The organism is Pseudomonas sp. efr-133-TYG-23, from assembly GCF_030209215.1.
Lineage (GTDB): Bacteria > Pseudomonadota > Gammaproteobacteria > Pseudomonadales > Pseudomonadaceae > Aquipseudomonas > Aquipseudomonas rhodesiae.
The window spans coordinates 18,404-35,967 of record NZ_JARVSL010000023.1; the positions used below are offsets into that span (position 1 = coordinate 18,404).

Sequence of the window (17,564 nt, forward strand, 5' to 3'; positions counted from 1 at the left end):
ATCATCCGGTCAGGCGCGGGCGCTATACCAGCTTGAGGTACATCCCGCGCCAATTCCGGAATGGGGACGTCGAAAACGGTCTTTTTTCACCGTAGAGGTCCACGTGCCCATCGACCACGGCCACCGAATGGTTGTTGAGGGAGGCGGTGCCGGTGTTGCCTTTGTCCAGTTCGCGAAAATGAGTCCAGCGGGTTTTGCCTAACAGGCCCAGGCGCTTAAACCCATCCCGGTCTCCTTCACCGTCGTTGAGCGTGCCCATGGCGGCTTCGAAGCTTCGCTTAGCCCGGCCCTCGTGGTTTTTCATCTGCGCGCGCTTGGCACTGGCGGCATATAAAAACACCGCATCCGCCAATACGTCGGGGTCGTCGCCATAAAAAGCCGAACCGGTCTTCGCCTGTTTTATTTCGTCATGGGTCAGGCTTAGCTTGAACGTGTCACGCATGACGATATCGAAGCCCGTGGGGGTTTCTGTCACCGACTTGTAGATGCCACGGGGGTTGTGACCGTATTTCATCATCGCCGCTTTTATAGCCGAAACAGTGACGCAATTCCCCTGCCTGCCTTGCGTGAAAGCAGTCCAGATATTCTTGGGCTTGATGCCAGCGGCGGTTTTGGACATGGGCATGTAGCCCGTGTCGAACCGGTTAACCTGTGCCGCCGTATTGTCATACGCGCCAGGACGCGCGGTGCGGGTGTGCTCAATCGCAGGGGGGACGAGGTTCGAATAAGGTTGGGCATAGCTGCCCACGAGTGCTGATAAGTTCATGCAATGCGCCTTGATGCTTGGAAATCCGCCTGTGTTACAACCAACGAGCAAGGATGCTCAGACCAGGATGTAGCCGTGCCCGTCATACGGCAGCGCCTCCTTATCCAGCACCAAGCCGTGGTTATATAGATAGGACGGTGCCTTGGTTTCCGACATTTCATGTGCGTTGGCGTGGGTCATGAAAGACACCATGCCAAGGTCTTCCAGGATCCTTTTCTCAAACCCTTGCGTAGTGATGACGCTGCGCAAAGCGGCTTCGAAGTTGGAGCGAATGACCGGATCTTCATGGGTGTTCTGAACGCGCTTTACGTAAGCGGTCAGCATGAAGTTGGCGTCCTTGATCATTCCGTTGTCATGGCCGGCGAATTTGGCGGCATCTGCCGTAAGTTGTATTTCCGCGCGGGTGATGTTCACGCTTTCTCCGTCTTTCATGTCGACGGCATAGGTGTCTCCCGTTCGGGTGACTTTTTCGAAACAATCCGTGGGGCTCTGTCCGAACCTCATCATCATCAGTTTGATCATTGCCGCGTAGCGATCCGTATAGCGGTTTTCACCAAACTCGCGGGGCACGGAATAAAACCCCTTTTCGATATCGCTGGGCGCTGCGCCGTTGGTTTTTGACGAAAGGTCCGGGAATTGCGGGTTTTCAGTGTCGTTCGTTGGCGTGACCTCTTTTTGCAGCAGGCTATTAAGACGGGTCGGGAGTTGCCGTGTTGTATCAACGCCGGGACGGACAGGCGTGGAAAGTGGCGTGTCTTGATGGATGACCCCTGCCTGTTGCGGGTGGGTCAAGTTCTTTAGAGCAGTTTCAAGGCTTTGCAATAACGTGAACATCGAACTTAAGACCAACTCGATGCTGTGCTGGGTGTGTGCATTGGGTTGCTGGGGAGCCTCGTAATCGTGGTTTTTTAGCAGCGCATTGCGGTTGTCCAGCGAGGGAGAAACATTGGCGGACAGGGCGTTGGAGCGGTAGTTGGAGAACGTGTTCATCGGCTCAATTCCTAAGAATGTGATGTTGTCCCGGACGTTTACGGGAGTATTCAAGTAAGTAGATAGGCATGTTGATGTTTTCTGACACCAGAAGGTGTGCAGTTGAAGTCTGCCAACCCATCGACAATGGCGAGGGACTCCACAGGGCTTTTCACAATAATGCCTAAACCTTTATTCGCGGCGATGTCATGGGACTTGGCCGACTGGATATGGTTTTTCAGGCCCAATAACTCCAACACGTTTTTGGCCGACTCCCCCTTGTTGGTTTCCCACATGGCAATGGCATAGTCGGAGGGCGCCGAAGCATTAAATGATTCGATCTGCTTTCGTTTTACCAAGGCGCCGAAAAGAAAGGCTGCATCTTTGAGCATGCTTTCGTCACCGAGCATCTGGCAGCCTTCTTGAGCCAGTTTTAGTTCTTCAAACGTAATATGAAGTTTGAAGCCGTCGCGCATCGTTATGTTGAAGCCCGTGTCAAGTCTGGTGACTTCACTGAAAATATCCCGCGGACTTTGCCCAAACCGTTGCATGGCCAGTTTTATACCCGCGACATGGGAACTGAGCGGGGCGCCGCTCGAATACAGCGTGAGCACCGGTGAAGAAAACAGCCCGCCCCAGATGTCATCCGGTTTTTCGCCACTTTTTTTGGCTGAAAGAAACTCGTGCGATTGGGGGACGGTCGCCTTGTCAACTACCTGTGTGGTTTCCAATGTTGTATGGGGTAGTTCGGTGGCTGGCCGGAGAGGCTTGTGATCAACCAACGTTTTTACCGATGGTTGTATGTTTAGCAGGTTATTCAGTGATGTCATGATTTCATTGAGTGCATTGCCAAGCAGTGCAAGTGTTTTTTCGACACTTATATGAGAGGGTGCGGATGCTGAGGTAGTCTGAGCAAGTGTATGTTCCATTGATGTTGAATTAGAGTGCCTGTGAGGCGCAGTTGCCGTGGGTAACGTGTTGTTATAATTCTCGCTTTGTCTATTGGCGGCGATTGACGGGTAAGTAGATGTTAGTGATGTGTTCATCTATTTGTTTCTCAATTAAATAAGTTTTTCGTCGATATAAGATTCAGTTTTATATCGCTTTTGCGGTATTGATGAGTGAGGCGTTAGCGTTTTCACGTCGCGACAGTGTCGTGAGATCTGTGGTTGGTAACTGTCTGGGGTTCCGAGTGCCAGTGCGGAATTGGTAACGTGAGATAACGATAGCTATAGAGGATTTTTCTGAAGTAATAGCAAGGCGGGGATGTTAATTAATTGTGTAGCGAGGTTGCCGAGAGTAGGCAATATGGCGAGTTTTATTTTAATAAATCGGAAGCGGTCGATATTGGCTGTTTAAAGTTTGCTATGAGCATAAAACGCGCCGACGCGAGGCGGCGCGTAATGAGCTGGACTGCATGGGGGCGCCGGAAATCAGAACGGTACATCTCCCAGAATCGTCGCGCGGTGCATCACCCGCCGTTGCGGTCGGTAGTCATCCACTGCGTAGTGCTGGGTCACACGGTTATCCCAGAACGCCACGTCATGGGCTTGCCAGCGCCAGCGCAGGGTAAATTCCGGCCGAGTGGCGTGGGCAAACAACAGCTTCAGAATCACCTCGCTTTCGGCGGCTTCCAACTCGTTGATCCGGGTGGTGAAACCTTCGCTGACAAACAGCGATTTGCGCCCACTCACCGGATGCGTGCGTACCACCGGATGGGACAATGGCGGGTTCTTTTGACGTGCAGCTTCCCAGCGTTGCAGGGCTTCGGCGCTGTTGCCGAAGCGCTCCAGAGGGAAGGACTTGATGAAGTCGTGGGTGGCGGTCAAGCCGTCCAGCAGCCGTTTCATCGGCGCGGATAGCGCCTCATACGCCGCGATCCCGCTGGCCCACAGCGTGTCGCCACCGTACGCCGGCAGCAGCTTGGCGCTGAGCACCGCGCCGAGGGCCGGGGTGGGCAGGAACGTCACGTCGGTGTGCCACACCGCATTGTCGCGCACGTCGGTGACGGCGGTGTCGAGCACCAATACTTCGGGTTGTTCCGGCACGTTGGGGTAGATCGGATGGATGTGCAAGTCACCGAAATTCGCCGCGAATCGTGCCTGCTGTTGCGGGGTGATCGGCTGGTCGCGAAAGAACAGCACCGAGTGGGTAAGCAACGCCTGTTCAATGGCGTCGCGCTGATCGGGGGACAGCGGCCGGGTGATATCGACGCCACTGATCTGGGCGCCCAGGGCGGTGCTCAAGGGGCTCACGGTAACGTTGCTCATGGGATTCTCACAGTCAGTGTGCCTGGCCATGCCAGGGCACTAATTTACGCTGCAGGGCACGCAGGCCCATTTCCAGGGCGAAGGCGATCAGGGCGATGACCAAAATCCCCAGCACCACCACATCGGTCACCAGAAACTGCGCCGCCGACTGCACCATAAACCCCAGCCCACTGGTGGCCGCGATCAGTTCAGCGGCCACCAGCGTCGACCAGCCCACCCCCAGGCCGATGCGCACACCGGTGAGAATGTCGGGCAGGGCGCTTGGCAGAACTACATGACGAATCAATTGCGCGCGCGTTGCCCCCAGGGACTGCGCCGCACGCAGCTTGGCCGGGTCGACGGTGCGTACACCGGTGGCGGTGGCGATCGCGATGGGTGCAAAGATCGCCAGGTAGATCAGCAGCACCTTGGACAGCTCGCCGATGCCGCACCAGATCACGATCAACGGCAGATAGGCCAGCGGTGGAATAGGCCGATAAAACTCGATCAACGGGTCGAAGATGCCACGGGCGATGCGGTTGGCTCCGATGGCGATCCCCACCGGCACGGCGGTCAACACCGCAAAACCCAGGCCCAGGCCGATGCGGCTGAGGCTGGCGGCCAGGTGCTGCCATAAGGTGGAATCCATATAACCGCTGGTCGCCAGCAACCAGCCTTTTTGCAGCACGGCGGCCGGCGGCGGCAGAAACAGCGGCTCGATCACACCGGTGGCAGTCACGGCCCACCAAGCGATCAGCAAGGTAGTGAGGGTCAACAGGCTGATCCAGCGCGTGCTCAGGCTGCGGCGGACCGGAACGGGCGTTTGTGCCGCCGGCTCGGTGGTGGTGACAGGAAGTTCGTAGCTGCTCATGGGGACACCTGCCGTTGCGAGAACACCTTGCCCAAGACATGTTCGCGGGTTTCGATAAAGCGCGGATCGGACTTGATCGCTCGCGCCGACTCGCCGGCGGCATAGCGTTGGCCGAAATCCAGGCGCAGGCGTTCGACGATCTGGCCTGGATTGGGCGCCAGCGGAATCAGATCGGTGGCGAGAAATACCGCTTCTTCAATATCGTGGGTGATCAGAAACACCGGCTTGGCCGTGCGCCGCCAGACTTGCAGCAGCAGCTCCTGCATCTGTTCGCGGGTGAAGGCATCCAGGGCGCCGAACGGCTCGTCCATCAACAACACGCGCGGGTCGGCGGCCAATGCGCGGGCCAGGCCGACACGTTGCTTCTGGCCACCGGACAGTTGCCAGATGCGGCGGTGGTCGAAACCGGCCAGGTCCACCAGTGCCAGCATTTCCCGCGCGCGGGCTTCACGCTGTGTTTTAGGCACGCCGGCCAATTCCAAGCCGAAGCCAACATTGGCCAGCACGTCCTGCCAGGGCAGCAGCGCATCGTCTTGAAACACCACGCCACGCTCGGCGCTCGGGCCTTTGACCGGCACGCCGTCGAGGCTGATACGTCCTGCGCTGGGTTCGACGAAGCCGGCGATCAGGTTCAACAGTGAAGTCTTGCCACTGCCGGACGGGCCGAGAGCTACCAGCAATTGCTGGGGCCCCAGGTCCAGTGAGATATCCGCCAGCACCGGTGCCGGGGCGCCTGGGTACTGTGCGCTGATGCGCTCCAGTTGTAGCAAGGCCATCGCGATAAACTCCCGAATCAGTGGGTAATGAACTGAGCGCTGACGTATGGGGCGTAATCCGGCAGTACCGCGTCGACTTTGCCCTGTTCCTTGAGGAATGCAGCGGTGTCGGTTACGGCCTGGGTGGTCGGCGCGCCGAGCAGGGTGATTTGGTCTGCGGCCAGCGGGTAGACGTTGCCTTGCAGCAGTTGTGGGATATCACTGGCCTTGGCGCCGGAGAGCTTGACCAGTTTGTCGACGTTGCCTGTGTTGGCCAGCCAGGCTTGCGGGTCTTTTCGATAGTCCGCGTAGGCATCCAGCGTAACCTTGGCGAAAGCCTTGACGATTTCCGGATGCTTCTCGGCAAAATCCTTACGCACGATCCAGGCATCGAAAGTCGGTGCGCCGAATTTGGCCAGTTCGCCGGAAGTGATCAGCACCTTGCCGTTTTCCTTGGCTACGCCCAGTGCCGGGTCCCACACGTAGGTGGCGTCGATATCGCCGCGCTTCCAGGCAGCAATGATCGCCGGCGGTGCGAGATTGAGGATGGTCACCTTGGAAGGGTCAATATTCCAGTGCTTCAGCGCGGCCAAGAGACTGTAGTGGCCGGTGGACACGAACGGTACGGCGACTTTCTTGCCGATCAGGTCTTGCGGGCTGGTGATCCCCGAACCGTCACGCGCCACCAGCGCCTCGGCGCCGCCGATCTGCGTCGCGACCAGAAAGGTTTGCACCGGCACTTTGCGCGTAATCGCGGCGGTCAGTGGGCTGGAACCGAGGTAACCGATCTGCACGTCGCCGGAGGCAATGGCGGCGATGATGTCCGCACCGTTATCGAATTTGCGCCAGTCGATCTTGGCGTTGGTGGCTTTTTCGTAAGCGCCGTCGGCCTGCGCGACTTTGGCCGGGTCGACGGTGGTCTGGTAGGCAATGGTTACATCCGCCGCCTGGGCAAACAGGCTGGCACCGGCCAGGGACAATGCGGCCAACAGGCGCAGAGGGGTAAGCAGTTTCAAGGGGAATCTCCTCAATCAGGCGGCCGAGGCTCGGCGTGAGAGGAGACTAAATGATCTAAGAATCGAAAAATAAATAACTTTTTCGAATTAGCTTATGTGGGTAAGGGTGAAGCGAGCCTTGAGCTTGATTGGGGGCAAATGTGGGAGGAGGCTTGCCCCCGATGGCGGTAGTGAAGCCACTGGTGGGTTGACTGGCCCAGTACAATCGGGGGCAAGCCCCCTCCCAATTGACCGAGTTCGGTCTTAGTTACTGATAGCCAGAATACTCGCCTGGTACGAGCCGACAAACACATCGAAATCGCCCACTTCGTTCTGCTCCAATTCCGCCTGCTGCGCCAGCGAGGTGCGCGCCAGCTCCTCAAAGCGTGCCTGCTCTTCAGCCGGCAACGGCTCGCGGCGGAAGTACTCGGCGTGCACTTCGCTCTGATGCAGCGAGAACTGCGCGAAACTCTCTTTGCGCTCGGCCATCGCCGCCAGCACCTGGGCCGACGGTGTCAGGGACGGGTCATTGACCTTGGCCAGTTGGGCGTCCAACGCGTGACTGTGTTCGGTGATGCCGTGGCTTTCATCGAGCAGGGCGGCCAGCGGCGCGATTTGTTCTAACAATTCGGTAGCCCATTCCTTCATGTCCACGGCCTGGCCCTGACGCTGCAATTGCAGGCCCGGACGGCGGCCTTCTTTGACCACGCTGAGGAAGTTGGAGGTGGCGTTGCTGCACTCGTTGTTGGCGAACAGCGGGCTCTCGTTGAGGGCGCAGTACAGCAGGAACGCGTCAAGGAAGCGCGACTCCGGCAGGTCGATGCCCATCGGCAGGAACGGGTTTATATCCAGGCAACGCACTTCAATGTACTGGATACCCCGCGCCATCAGCGCCTGGATCGGCCGTTCGCCGGTGTAAGTCACGCGCTTGGGGCGGATGTTGGAGTAGTACTCGTTTTCGATCTGCAGGATGTTGGTGTTGAGTTGCACCCACTCACCGTCCTTGTGCGTGCCGATTTCGACGTACGGCGCGTAGGGCGTTGCCACCGCTTTGCGCAGGCTGTCGGTGTAGCTTGCCAGGTCGTTGTAGCAGGGCGTCAGGCCGGCCTGGGCGTTACTCTGGTAACCCAGGTCACTCATGCGCAGGCTGGTGGCGTAAGGCAGATACAGGGTGTCGGCGTCGAGTACTTCCAACTGGTGCGAACGTCCGCGCAGGAACCCGGCATCCAGGGCCGGCGAAGCACCGAACAGGTACATCAGCAGCCAGCTGTAGCGGCGGAAATTGCGGATCAGCGCGATATACGCGTCGGACTGGAAGTCGCGATCAGTGCCGACATAGCCCTCGTCTTGCTTGAGCAGCGGCCACAATTTTTCCGGCAGCGAGAAGTTGTAGTGGATGCCGGCGATGCACTGCATGGTCTTGCCGTAACGCAGGGCCAGACCCTTGCGATACACATACTTGAGTTGTCCGATATTGGAGGTGCCGTAGTAGGCAATCGGAATATCTTCTTCGGCCGGCAATGGGCACGGCATCGAAGGACTCCACAGGTATTCGCTGCCCAGCTTGGTGTAGGCGAACCGATGGATTTTTTCCAGGCTGCTCAGGGTATCGGCCGGGTTGGGCAGGGCTGGGGTGATGAACTCCAGCAGCGATTCCGAGTAGTCAGTGGTGATCTGTTCGTGGGTCAACGCAGCGCCCAGGGCTTCGGGGTGCGGCGTCTGCGCCAGGCGACCTTCACCCGTGACACGTAGGCATTCGCGCTCGATGCCGTGCAGGCACTGCTCTAGCAGGGAGAGGTGTTCGCGCTTGCCGAGCAGGGCCAGGCGGCGGTTGAGAAGTTCGCTCAAGTTGGATTCCTTCACGCGTCAGTCGCCCCAATATGGGGGTGGGCAGGACGGTCTACAAGGGTGAAGTTAAAACTGGCGTGATCGCCTGGTTTTGAGTCAAGTTGACCCGCTTTGAAAAAGCCTACTTCATTCCATGAATTGGGCTATAGCACAGCGAGAAAATTCCGACGCTGTTTCAGCAGCGCCGAAATTAACTCAAATCGAGGGTGGGGAGCTATAGGACAGCGAACGTGCCCTGTGCTTTTGCGACAAGTCTTTCGCCTTGGTACACATCCGCCTCGACCACCAACGTGCGTCGGCCGGCGTGAACGATGCGGCTGGTGCACAGCACCTCACCGTCTTCCACGGCGCGGATGTAATTGATCTTGCATTCGATGGTCGCGCTCTGCTGGTCGAAACCATGGGAACTGGAGCAAGCCAGTCCCATGGTGATGTCCACCAGACTGAAAATCGCCCCGCCATGCAGCTTGCCCGCGCGGTTACGCAGATGCGGCTCCAGGCTCAGGGCCACCTCGGCAACGCCCTGCTCCAGGCGTTGCAGGCGGCAGCCGATCAGTTCGCTGAACGCGCTCTGGGTCAAGCCGGCCGGGATCTCCATCAACGTTTCTTCAACTGTTTGGCATTGGCGAACAGCGAGGCCATCGCGTTGTTGCTAGGCGCCGCGGTGGTGGTTTCCTTGCGCGGTGCGCTGTTCTGCGACTGACGCGGCGCCGAGCCAGGACGAGCGCCCCGCGCGCCATCGATTTTTTCTCCGGGGGTGTCGCTCATACGCATCGACAGGCCAACGCGTTTGCGCGGGATATCCACTTCCATGACCTTGACCTTGACCACGTCACCGGCCTTGACCGCTTCGCGCGGGTCCTTGATGAATTTCTCCGAAAGCGCGGAGATATGCACCAAACCGTCCTGATGCACGCCGATATCCACAAAGGCGCCGAAGTTGGTCACGTTGGTCACCACACCTTCGAGGATCATGCCCAGTTGCAGGTCCTTGAGGTCTTCGACACCGTCCTGGAACTCGGCGGTCTTGAACTCGGGGCGTGGGTCGCGGCCCGGTTTTTCCAGTTCTTGCAGGATGTCGGTGATAGTCGGCACGCCGAAGGTTTCGTCGGTGTACTTCTTCGGGTCCAGGCGCTTGAGGAACGCGGCGTCGCCGATCAGCGAGCGGATGTCGCGGTCGGTCTCGGCGGCAATGCGCTGCACCAGCGGGTAGGCTTCCGGGTGGACCGCCGAGGCGTCCAGTGGGTTGTCGCCGTTCATGACGCGCAGGAAACCGGCAGCCTGCTCGAAGGTTTTTTCGCCCAGGCGCGCGACTTTTTTCAGCGCGGCGCGGGTTTTAAAGGCGCCATTTTCATCGCGGTGGTTGACGATGTTCTGTGCCAGGGTGGCATTGAGGCCGGAAATCCGCGCCAGCAGCGCCACCGAGGCGGTGTTGACGTCCACGCCCACGGCGTTCACGCAGTCTTCGACGACCGCGTCCAGGCCGCGTGCCAGCTTCAACTGCGACACATCGTGCTGGTACTGGCCGACGCCGATGGATTTAGGGTCGATCTTCACCAGTTCGGCCAGCGGGTCCTGCAGGCGACGGGCAATGGACACCGCGCCACGGATCGACACGTCCAGGTCCGGGAATTCCTTGGAGGCCAGCTCCGACGCCGAGTACACCGACGCACCCGCTTCGGACACCATGACCTTGGTCATCTTCATGGCTGGGTATTTTTTGATCAGTTCGGCGGCCAGTTTGTCGGTTTCACGGCTCGCGGTGCCGTTGCCGATGGCAATCAGGTCTACCGAGTGCTTGGCGCACAGGGCGGCGAGGATCGCGAGCGTCTGGTCCCATTTGTTATGCGGCACATGCGGATACACGGTCGCGTGGTCCAGCAGTTTGCCGGTGGCGTCCACCACCGCGACCTTGCAACCGGTGCGCAGGCCCGGATCGAGCCCCAGGGTAGCGCGCGGGCCGGCCGGGGCGGCCAGCAGCAGGTCGTGCAGGTTGTGGGCGAACACGTTGATCGCTTCGGTCTCGGCGCCGTCGCGCAGTTCGCCGAGCAGGTCGGTTTCCAGGTGGGTGTAGAGCTTGACCTTCCAGGTCCAGCGCACGACTTCACTGAGCCACTTGTCCGCAGGACGGTTCTGATTCTGGATGCCGAATTGTTGACCGATCATCCCTTCGCACGGGTGCATGGTGCCCGGCAGTTCGTCGCCGACTTTCAGCGCGGAGCTGAGAATACCTTCGTTGCGGCCACGGAAAATGGCGAGGGCACGGTGGGAAGGCATGCTCTTGAGCGGTTCGTCGTGTTCGAAATAGTCACGGAACTTGGCGCCTTCTTCCTCCTTGCCGGCGATTACGCGAGCGCTGAGGATGGCTTCTTGCTTCAAGTAGTTACGCAGTTTTTCCAGCAGGCTGGCGTCTTCGGCGAAGCGCTCCATCAAGATATACTTGGCGCCTTCCAGCGCCGCCTTGGTGTCGGCGACGCCTTTTGCGGCATCGACAAAGCGCGCGGCTTCGGTTTCTGGAGTCAGAGACGGGTTGTTGAACAACCCATCGGCCAATTCGCCGAGGCCGGCTTCCAGGGCGATCTGGCCCTTGGTGCGGCGCTTTTGCTTGTAGGGCAGGTAAAGGTCTTCGAGGCGGGTCTTGGTGTCCGCGAGCTTGATGTCGCGCTCCAGTTGCGGGGTCAGCTTGCCTTGTTCCTCGATGCTGGCGAGGATGCTGATGCGCCGTTCGTCGAGTTCTCGCAGGTAGCGCAGGCGCTCTTCCAGATGCCGCAACTGGGTATCGTCGAGGCTGCCGGTCACTTCTTTACGGTAACGGGCGATGAAGGGCACCGTGGAGCCTTCATCCAGTAGAGCGACGGCCGCTTCGACCTGTTGTGGGCGTACACCGAGTTCCTCGGCAATGCGGCTGTTGATGCTGTCCATAAAACCACCTGAAATTCTGAAAAGCAGCTCGGGAGCCCGGTAAACAAGGCGTTGCGAGGCTGGTTGAGCGGCCCGACCGGCGCCGCTGCCTGGGTCAAGAGGCAGCCTATTGACCCTCGAAATCGAAAAAATCGCGACAAGCGGGTGAAAAAAGCCCGGCAGTAAACGGTAACGATCTGACGTTGCCCTGCACGACGGCGCGGCATTATAACCAGCGTTCTGCTCTTGGGGGGTACTGTGCCGGAGGGGTGTAGGGCGCGGGTTCGCTGGCAGTAGAGGAAAAATCTGCTAACAATGCACACGGTGCGTATAACGGCAGCTACGCCATAATGCGCGCCGAGATAAGAGGAGCATCCAATGAGCAGCACTGCACAAACTGCTGAAGGCGAAAAAATTCTCATCGTTGATGACGATCCAGGGCTGAGCAGCCTGCTGGAGCGTTTCTTCAACTCCAAGGGCTATCGTGCCCGCGCGGTACCGAACACCGAGCAAATGGACCGCCTTCTGGGGCGCGAAGTCTTCAACCTTGTCGTGCTCGATCTGATGCTTCCCGGCGAAGATGGCTTGACTGCGTGCAAGCGTCTGCGCGGCGCCAATAACCAGATTCCAATCATCATGCTCACCGCCAAGGGCGATGAGCTGAGCCGCATCAAGGGCCTCGAACTGGGCGCCGATGACTACCTGGCCAAGCCTTTCAACCCTGACGAGTTGATGGCGCGTGTCAAAGCTGTACTGCGTCGCCAGGCGCCAGCGGTGCCGGGTGCTCCGGGCAGCGAAGATGAAAGCGTGACCTTTGGCGATTACGAACTGTCGCTGGCGACCCGCGAACTCAAGCGCGGTGAAGAAGTGCACATGCTGACCACCGGCGAATTTGCCGTGCTCAAGGCGCTGGTGATGAACGCCCGCCAGCCGCTTACCCGTGACAAGTTGATGAACCTGGCCCGTGGTCGCGAGTGGGATGCCTTGGAGCGTTCCATCGATGTGCAGATCTCCCGTTTGCGCCGGATGATCGAACCGGACCCGTCCAAGCCGCGCTATATCCAGACAGTGTGGGGCGTGGGTTACGTGTTCGTGCCGGATGGCACCGCTACCAAGTGACCGATGATTTGCAGAGGTGGGCATCCCGGCATTTGACCCCGTAAAGGTCGACGGGATGCTCGGCGTCTGCAATTCTGCGAGCGCCGCTCATTCTTGCAAGGTGTCCAGCTGTCCTCTATGAAAACCCCGTTGTGGTTCCCGCAAAGTTTCTTCTCCCGCACCCTCTGGCTGGTGCTGATCGTCGTTCTGTTTTCCAAGGCACTCACGCTGGTTTATCTGCTGATGAACGAGGATGTGCTGGTGGACCGGCAATACAGCCACGGCGTTGCTCTTACACTGCGTGCCTATTGGGCCGCTGACCCCGAGAATCGCGAGAAAATCGCCAAGGCCGCCACCCTGGTACGTGTGGCGGGCGCCGGTGTGCCGGAAGGCGAGCAGCATTGGCCCTACAGCGAGATTTACCAGCGTCAGATGCAGGCCGAATTGGGCAAAGACACCGAAGTGCGGCTGCGCATGCATGTGTCACCGGCGTTGTGGGTGCGTGCGCCAAGCCTGGGTGAGGATTGGCTGAAAGTGCCGCTGTATCCGCATCCATTGCGCGGGCAGAAAATCTGGAACGTATTGGGCTGGTTCCTGGCCATCGGCTTGCTTTCGACGGCGTCCGCGTGGATCTTCGTGCGCCAGCTCAACCAACCGCTGAAGCGCCTGGTGTTCGCCGCCCGCCAGTTGGGCCAGGGCCGTAGTGTGCGACTGCCGGTGAGTGACACACCCAGCGAAATGACGGAGGTATACGGCGCCTTCAACCAGATGGCGGAAGACGTCGAACAGGCCGGTCGCGAACGCGAGTTGATGTTGGCGGGGGTGTCCCACGATCTGCGCACACCTTTGACACGCCTGCGCCTCTCCCTGGAGTTGATGGGCAACCATACGGACCTGACGGATGACATGATCCGGGACATTGAGGACATGGACGCCATCCTCGATCAGTTCCTGGCATTTATCCGTGACGGCCGCGATGAGGTGGTCGAACAGGTCGATCTCACCGATCTGGTGCGTGAGGTCGTCGCCCCCTATAACCAAAATGGCGAACAGGTACGCATGCGCCTGGAACCGATCCAGCCGTTCGCGCTGCGGCGGGTGTCGATGAAGCGCCTGTTGAACAACCTGATTGGCAACGCCCTTCATCACGCCGGTACGGATGTGGAAGTGGCGGCGTACGTGTCCGGCGATAGCGCTGCGCCTTATGTGGTGCTGAGTGTGATGGACCGCGGCACCGGCATTGATCCTGCGGAGCTGGAAGGCATCTTCAACCCCTTTACCCGAGGTGATCGTGCGCGCGGAGGCAAAGGGACAGGCTTGGGCTTGGCGATTGTGCGGCGGATTGCGTCGATGCATGGCGGCAATGTCGAGCTGCGCAATCGCGAGGGAGGCGGGCTGGAGGCGCGGGTGCGGTTGCCGCTTGGGCTGATGTTGCCTAGAGACGCGGTATAAAAAAACAGCGGCAAGTTTCGAAGCTTAAAGCCGCAAGCAAAAGGCAGACAGCTTTTGCCCTTTCTTGCAGCTTATAGCTTGAAGCAAACAGCTGCGTCCCTAACCCTTGCCCTTGGTCCTGGTCATGTTCGGCCCGCCATTCTTTTCCAGATGCTGAATGATGATCCCCGCCACATCCTTGCCCGTGGTGGTCTCGATCCCTTCCAGGCCGGGTGAGGAGTTCACTTCCATCACCAGCGGGCCATGGTTGGAACGCAAAATATCCACGCCTGCCACCGCCAGGCCCATCACCTTGGCTGCTCGTAGCGCGGTCATGCGTTCTTCCGGAGTGATTTTGATCAAGCTGGCGCTGCCGCCACGGTGCAGGTTGGAGCGGAATTCCCCCGGCTTGGCCTGGCGTTTCATCGCCGCGATGACTTTGTCACCCACCACGAAGCAGCGAATATCCGCACCGCCGGCTTCCTTGATGTACTCCTGCACCATGATGTTCTGCTTGAGGCCCATGAAGGCTTCGATCACCGACTCGGCTGCGGTGGCGGTTTCACACAGCACCACGCCGATGCCTTGGGTGCCTTCCAATACCTTGATCACCAGCGGTGCGCCGTTGACCATTTCGATCAGGTCCGGGATGTCGTCGGGGGAGTGGGCAAAGCCGGTGACCGGCAAGCCGATGCCTCGGCGCGACAACAGCTGTAGGGAACGCAGTTTGTCCCGTGATCGAGCAATGGCGACCGACTCATTCAGGGGAAATACGCCCATCATTTCAAACTGGCGCAAGACCGCGCAGCCATAGAAGGTCACCGACGCGCCGATGCGTGGGATGACCGCATCGAAACCCTCCAGAGGCTTGCCACGGTAGTGAATCTGCGGCTTGTGGCTGGCAATGTTCATATAGGCACGCAACGTGTCTATCACCACCATTTCATGGCCACGTTCGGTGCCGGCTTCGACCATGCGGCGGGTGGAATACAGACGCGGGTTTCGCGACAGCACAGCAATCTTCATGCAGCACCTGGGGCAGAAATAGTAGAGACCGGGAACACCGGCTTGTCTTGAACGTACTTGACGCCGGGATTGACCACCAATTGACCGTCAATCAGCGCCTTGGAACCCAGCAAGAGGCGGTAACGCATGGCTTTGCGGCAGGCCAGGGTGAATTCCACCCGCCATACCCGGTCGCCCAATGCCAGCGTGGTGCTGATCACATAGCGCACCTGCGCATGGCCGTTGGAGCTTTTGATGGTTTTCATCGTCACCAGGGGCGCTTCGCAGCGACGATGCCGAAGTTGCACCACGCTGCCCAGATGCGCGGTAAAGCGCACCCACTTTTCGCCGTCGCGTTCGAACGGCTCGATGTCAGTGGCGTGCAAGCTGGAGGTGCTGGCCCCCGTGTCGATCTTCGCACGCAGGCCTGCCACTCCCAGGTCGGGAAGGGCCACCCACTCACGCAGACCCACAACGGTCAAATGATCAAATGTCTTCAATATGGCTAACCGGTCAATTCGCCCAGGCCTGGGAGGGGATCTCGGCCAAAGCATTGAATGCGGGCCTGGCGAACCAATAGCCCTGCATCAGAAATATTCCACAGTCGGACAGGAAGTCTCGCTCACCAGCACTTTCGATGCCTTCGGCGATGACAGTAACCCCCAACTGCTCACAGATTGTGACAATCCCCCGGACGATTACCTGGCGAACACGATCCTTGTCGACATCGCGAATCAGCGCCATATCGAGTTTGATCAAGTCAGGTTGGAAATCGGCCAGCAGGTTCAGCCCCGAATAGCCCGCGCCGAAATCATCGATGGCGGTCTTGAAGCCGAATTCCCGATATTCACGCAGAATATTCGTCAAATGGCGATAGTTATCTACATGCTCGCTTTCCAGCGTCTCGAAAATCAGCTGGTTCAGCGGGAAATTGTGCGCGCGAGCCGCTTCGAGTGTGCTGCGGATACACAACTCCGGACGGTACACGGCGTTAGGCATGAAGTTGATCGACAGGTGCGTTTGCATCCCCAGCGCAGCGGCCCCGGCAATCGCCTGGGTACGGCAGCGTTGGTCGAAGCGGTAACGATTGCTTTCGTTAACCTGTTGCAGCACCGAGAGCGCTCCTTCTCCGTTGACGCCACGCACCAGCGCCTCATTGGCAAAAATCGAATGGTCCCGAAGGTCTACGATTGGCTGGTAGGCGAACGCAAAATCGAACCCTAAGGGTTCGCTCTGCTGGCAGCCCACGCACCGTTGACCCGGCGAGGTGAGTGAAAGGGGAAAGTCGGTCACGGCGTATCCTCGCGAAAACGGGGTGCTACCTGGCGTATCTTAGGTGAGCCTTGGGATTTATGCGTCGAAGGGTTTCAACGGTAAAGTTGCGACATTTTTCAGAGAGAGGAATTCAAGTGGCTCAAAAGCAGGAAGAGGAAGACAAGGTCCGCTTGGACAAGTGGCTGTGGGCTGCGCGCTTCTATAAAACCCGCGCCTTGGCCAAGGCCGCGATTGAAAGCGGCAAAGTGCATCACCGAGGGGAACGCTGCAAGCCGGGTAAAGAGCCGCGTGTTGGCGATGAGTTTGAGATTCGTACGGGGTTTGACGAAAAGACCATCGTGGTCCAGGCATTGTCGATCGTGCGGCGCGGTGCACCTGAAGCCCAGACGCTGTACGTCGAAACCCAAGCCAGCATCGCCAAGCGCGAACAAGCGGCGGCGATGCGCAAGGCTGGGGCGTCAGGCCTGACCACTGACGGTAAACCGAGCAAGAAGCAACGCCGCGACTTGTTCAAGTTTCGCGGCAGTGGCAATGACGATTGATTGCGCCAATCACGCTGTCATCGCTGTGTGCCGCGTCGCGGTGTTAAGAGAAGGTGCGCATGACGCTCAGTCGACCGAGCACTGGCAGTTTGCCAAATACTCCGAAAATCGGTGCCGTTACCCGCAGCAGTACACCGGAAACCTTCGCGGCAAAAGGCGTGTAATAACCCCAACCCAAGGCCAGCAGCGCCAGTAACACTCCACCGATGTAATCGTCCTGACCCCAATGCGCACCGGCGACCAGGCGCGGCATCATGAACAGCAGCGCCAGGCCCCAGATCACCAATACTTGGCCGATTCGCTTGGCAAACACGCTCATGAACATCCCCCAGATCAAGAGCACCGACGCATGATCGCCGGGAAAGCTCTGGCTGGAGCGATCCTTCAACTCCCAGGTTTTTTCCAGCCCTGGGAAATAGTCGCTCATCTGGATAGCGCCGCTGATCATCATCGACGGGCTGCTGTGTTGCCAGCCCATCTGCGCTGCAAGTTTGGAAAACAGCATGCGAATAAACAGCAGCAATAGCAGGATGCTGAAGAACCCGAAAAACGCCTGGCGAACCTGCATTGCTTTGAACACCCAATCGCCGCGAATCAACAGCGCCAGCAGAATCACCCCGACTACCGCATCGAACGGTCGCAAACTCGCCACGGCCCACACATGCAGCCAGGCTGAACTTGTGGCCAGCGGGTCATTGAGCAGATGAAATAGCCATTCGTCGAAAACTACGCACAGCATCTGCCCCGTGGGCCATAGCCAAAAGCACAGCAGCCCGATAGCGAGTAGATTGCAGAGCGCCCACCCCCCGAGGTTCCACCTGGCTTGGAACAAACCCGGATTGTTCATAAACTGTCCCTC

The 17,564-nt window shown here is 58.9% G+C and carries 17 protein-coding genes; 3 read left to right on the top strand and 14 right to left on the bottom strand.

The genetic code is table 11. The annotated features are described in order from the left end of the window. Positions 1 to 22: 22 nt before the first annotated feature. From QRN41_RS16790 to QRN41_RS16835, 10 genes are all read right to left on the bottom strand, one after another. Positions 23 to 766 (bottom strand): hypothetical protein, encoded by a 744-nt coding sequence (locus tag QRN41_RS16790; protein ID WP_167418172.1) that lies wholly within the window; start codon positions 764 to 766, stop codon positions 23 to 25. 57 nt (positions 767 to 823) lie between these two features. Continuing rightward, positions 824 to 1,756 (bottom strand): hypothetical protein, encoded by a 933-nt coding sequence (locus QRN41_RS16795; RefSeq protein ID WP_167418171.1) that lies wholly within the window; start codon positions 1,754 to 1,756, stop codon positions 824 to 826. Positions 1,757 to 1,806: 50 nt separating this feature from the next. Further along, the gene (locus tag QRN41_RS16800; protein WP_167418170.1) at positions 1,807 to 2,781 is read right to left on the bottom strand and encodes a hypothetical protein; all 975 of its coding nucleotides are present in this window, start codon (positions 2,779 to 2,781) and stop codon (positions 1,807 to 1,809) included. Between the two features lie 387 nt (positions 2,782 to 3,168). Continuing rightward, positions 3,169 to 4,005, bottom strand: a complete 837-nt coding sequence (gene tauD / locus QRN41_RS16805; RefSeq protein WP_167418169.1) for a taurine dioxygenase — start codon at positions 4,003 to 4,005, stop codon at positions 3,169 to 3,171. Between the two features lie 13 nt (positions 4,006 to 4,018). Continuing rightward, positions 4,019 to 4,855 carry a taurine ABC transporter permease TauC gene (tauC, locus tag QRN41_RS16810; RefSeq protein ID WP_167418168.1) on the bottom strand — a complete coding sequence of 279 codons (837 nt, stop codon included), beginning with the start codon at positions 4,853 to 4,855 and terminating at the stop codon, positions 4,019 to 4,021. Then, complete coding sequence (gene tauB / locus QRN41_RS16815; RefSeq protein WP_285421856.1) at positions 4,852 to 5,631, bottom strand: taurine ABC transporter ATP-binding subunit; 780 nt, start codon at positions 5,629 to 5,631, stop codon at positions 4,852 to 4,854. The genes tauC and tauB overlap by 4 nt, the downstream gene beginning before the upstream one ends. 17 nt (positions 5,632 to 5,648) lie before the next feature. Next, positions 5,649 to 6,626 carry a taurine ABC transporter substrate-binding protein gene (gene tauA, locus QRN41_RS16820; RefSeq protein WP_167418167.1) on the bottom strand — a complete coding sequence of 326 codons (978 nt, stop codon included), beginning with the start codon at positions 6,624 to 6,626 and terminating at the stop codon, positions 5,649 to 5,651. Between the two features lie 243 nt (positions 6,627 to 6,869). After that, entirely contained in the window at positions 6,870 to 8,453 is a 1,584-nt protein-coding gene (gene gshA / locus QRN41_RS16825; RefSeq protein WP_034095352.1) for a glutamate--cysteine ligase, read from the bottom strand. 214 nt (positions 8,454 to 8,667) lie between these two features. After that, a complete protein-coding gene (locus QRN41_RS16830) occupies positions 8,668 to 9,051 on the bottom strand; it encodes a PaaI family thioesterase (protein WP_034095353.1) in 384 nt (127 codons plus the stop codon). Further along, a complete protein-coding gene (locus tag QRN41_RS16835; protein WP_285421857.1) occupies positions 9,051 to 11,375 on the bottom strand; it encodes a Tex family protein in 2,325 nt (774 codons plus the stop codon). Before QRN41_RS16835 ends, QRN41_RS16830 begins: the two co-directional genes overlap by 1 nt. Before the next feature lie 357 nt (positions 11,376 to 11,732). Here QRN41_RS16835 and ompR point away from each other — a divergent pair, with 357 nt between their 5' ends. Both ompR and QRN41_RS16845 read left to right on the top strand, forming a co-directional pair. Further along, a complete protein-coding gene (ompR, locus tag QRN41_RS16840) occupies positions 11,733 to 12,473 on the top strand; it encodes an osmolarity response regulator transcription factor OmpR (RefSeq protein WP_003187669.1) in 741 nt (246 codons plus the stop codon). A 117-nt stretch (positions 12,474 to 12,590) separates the two neighbouring features. After that, entirely contained in the window at positions 12,591 to 13,904 is a 1,314-nt protein-coding gene (locus QRN41_RS16845; protein ID WP_034095356.1) for an ATP-binding protein, read from the top strand. Between the two features lie 99 nt (positions 13,905 to 14,003). On the opposite strand, the gene rimK is transcribed toward QRN41_RS16845, so the two are convergent. Genes rimK through rimA form a run of 3 tightly spaced genes read right to left on the bottom strand, consistent with a single transcriptional unit; the run spans position 14,004 to position 16,181 of the window. Next, positions 14,004 to 14,909 (bottom strand): 30S ribosomal protein S6--L-glutamate ligase, encoded by a 906-nt coding sequence (gene rimK, locus QRN41_RS16850; protein WP_034095357.1) that lies wholly within the window; start codon positions 14,907 to 14,909, stop codon positions 14,004 to 14,006. Further along, positions 14,906 to 15,388 (bottom strand): retropepsin-like aspartic endopeptidase RimB, encoded by a 483-nt coding sequence (rimB, locus tag QRN41_RS16855; protein ID WP_005783815.1) that lies wholly within the window; start codon positions 15,386 to 15,388, stop codon positions 14,906 to 14,908. Before rimB ends, rimK begins: the two co-directional genes overlap by 4 nt. Before the next feature lie 13 nt (positions 15,389 to 15,401). Next, positions 15,402 to 16,181 (bottom strand): S6 modification regulatory phosphodiesterase RimA, encoded by a 780-nt coding sequence (gene rimA / locus QRN41_RS16860; protein ID WP_040265300.1) that lies wholly within the window; start codon positions 16,179 to 16,181, stop codon positions 15,402 to 15,404. 116 nt (positions 16,182 to 16,297) lie between these two features. Here rimA and QRN41_RS16865 point away from each other — a divergent pair, with 116 nt between their 5' ends. Next, positions 16,298 to 16,705 carry an RNA-binding S4 domain-containing protein gene (locus QRN41_RS16865; protein ID WP_034095359.1) on the top strand — a complete coding sequence of 136 codons (408 nt, stop codon included), beginning with the start codon at positions 16,298 to 16,300 and terminating at the stop codon, positions 16,703 to 16,705. A gap of 43 nt (positions 16,706 to 16,748) precedes the next feature. Here the strand turns inward: QRN41_RS16865 and QRN41_RS16870 are convergent, their stop codons facing one another. Continuing rightward, positions 16,749 to 17,552: a phosphatase PAP2 family protein gene (locus QRN41_RS16870; RefSeq protein ID WP_034136488.1), complete on the bottom strand. Its 804-nt coding sequence runs from the start codon at positions 17,550 to 17,552 to the stop codon at positions 16,749 to 16,751. Positions 17,553 to 17,564 lie beyond the last annotated feature (12 nt).

Coding starts and splice junctions, on each gene's coding strand:
- QRN41_RS16790 (WP_167418172.1), bottom strand. CDS start 766: ATGAACTTATCAGCACTCGTGGGCAGCTATGCCCAACCTTATTCGAAC.
- QRN41_RS16795 (WP_167418171.1), bottom strand. CDS start 1,756: ATGAACACGTTCTCCAACTACCGCTCCAACGCCCTGTCCGCCAATGTT.
- QRN41_RS16800 (WP_167418170.1), bottom strand. CDS start 2,781: ATGAACACATCACTAACATCTACTTACCCGTCAATCGCCGCCAATAGA.
- tauD (WP_167418169.1), bottom strand. CDS start 4,005: ATGAGCAACGTTACCGTGAGCCCCTTGAGCACCGCCCTGGGCGCCCAG.
- tauC (WP_167418168.1), bottom strand. CDS start 4,855: ATGAGCAGCTACGAACTTCCTGTCACCACCACCGAGCCGGCGGCACAA.
- tauB (WP_285421856.1), bottom strand. CDS start 5,631: ATGGCCTTGCTACAACTGGAGCGCATCAGCGCACAGTACCCAGGCGCC.
- QRN41_RS16830 (WP_034095353.1), bottom strand. CDS start 9,051: ATGGAGATCCCGGCCGGCTTGACCCAGAGCGCGTTCAGCGAACTGATC.
- QRN41_RS16835 (WP_285421857.1), bottom strand. CDS start 11,375: ATGGACAGCATCAACAGCCGCATTGCCGAGGAACTCGGTGTACGCCCA.
- ompR (WP_003187669.1), top strand. CDS start 11,733: ATGAGCAGCACTGCACAAACTGCTGAAGGCGAAAAAATTCTCATCGTT.
- QRN41_RS16845 (WP_034095356.1), top strand. CDS start 12,591: ATGAAAACCCCGTTGTGGTTCCCGCAAAGTTTCTTCTCCCGCACCCTC.
- rimK (WP_034095357.1), bottom strand. CDS start 14,909: ATGAAGATTGCTGTGCTGTCGCGAAACCCGCGTCTGTATTCCACCCGC.
- QRN41_RS16870 (WP_034136488.1), bottom strand. CDS start 17,552: ATGAACAATCCGGGTTTGTTCCAAGCCAGGTGGAACCTCGGGGGGTGG.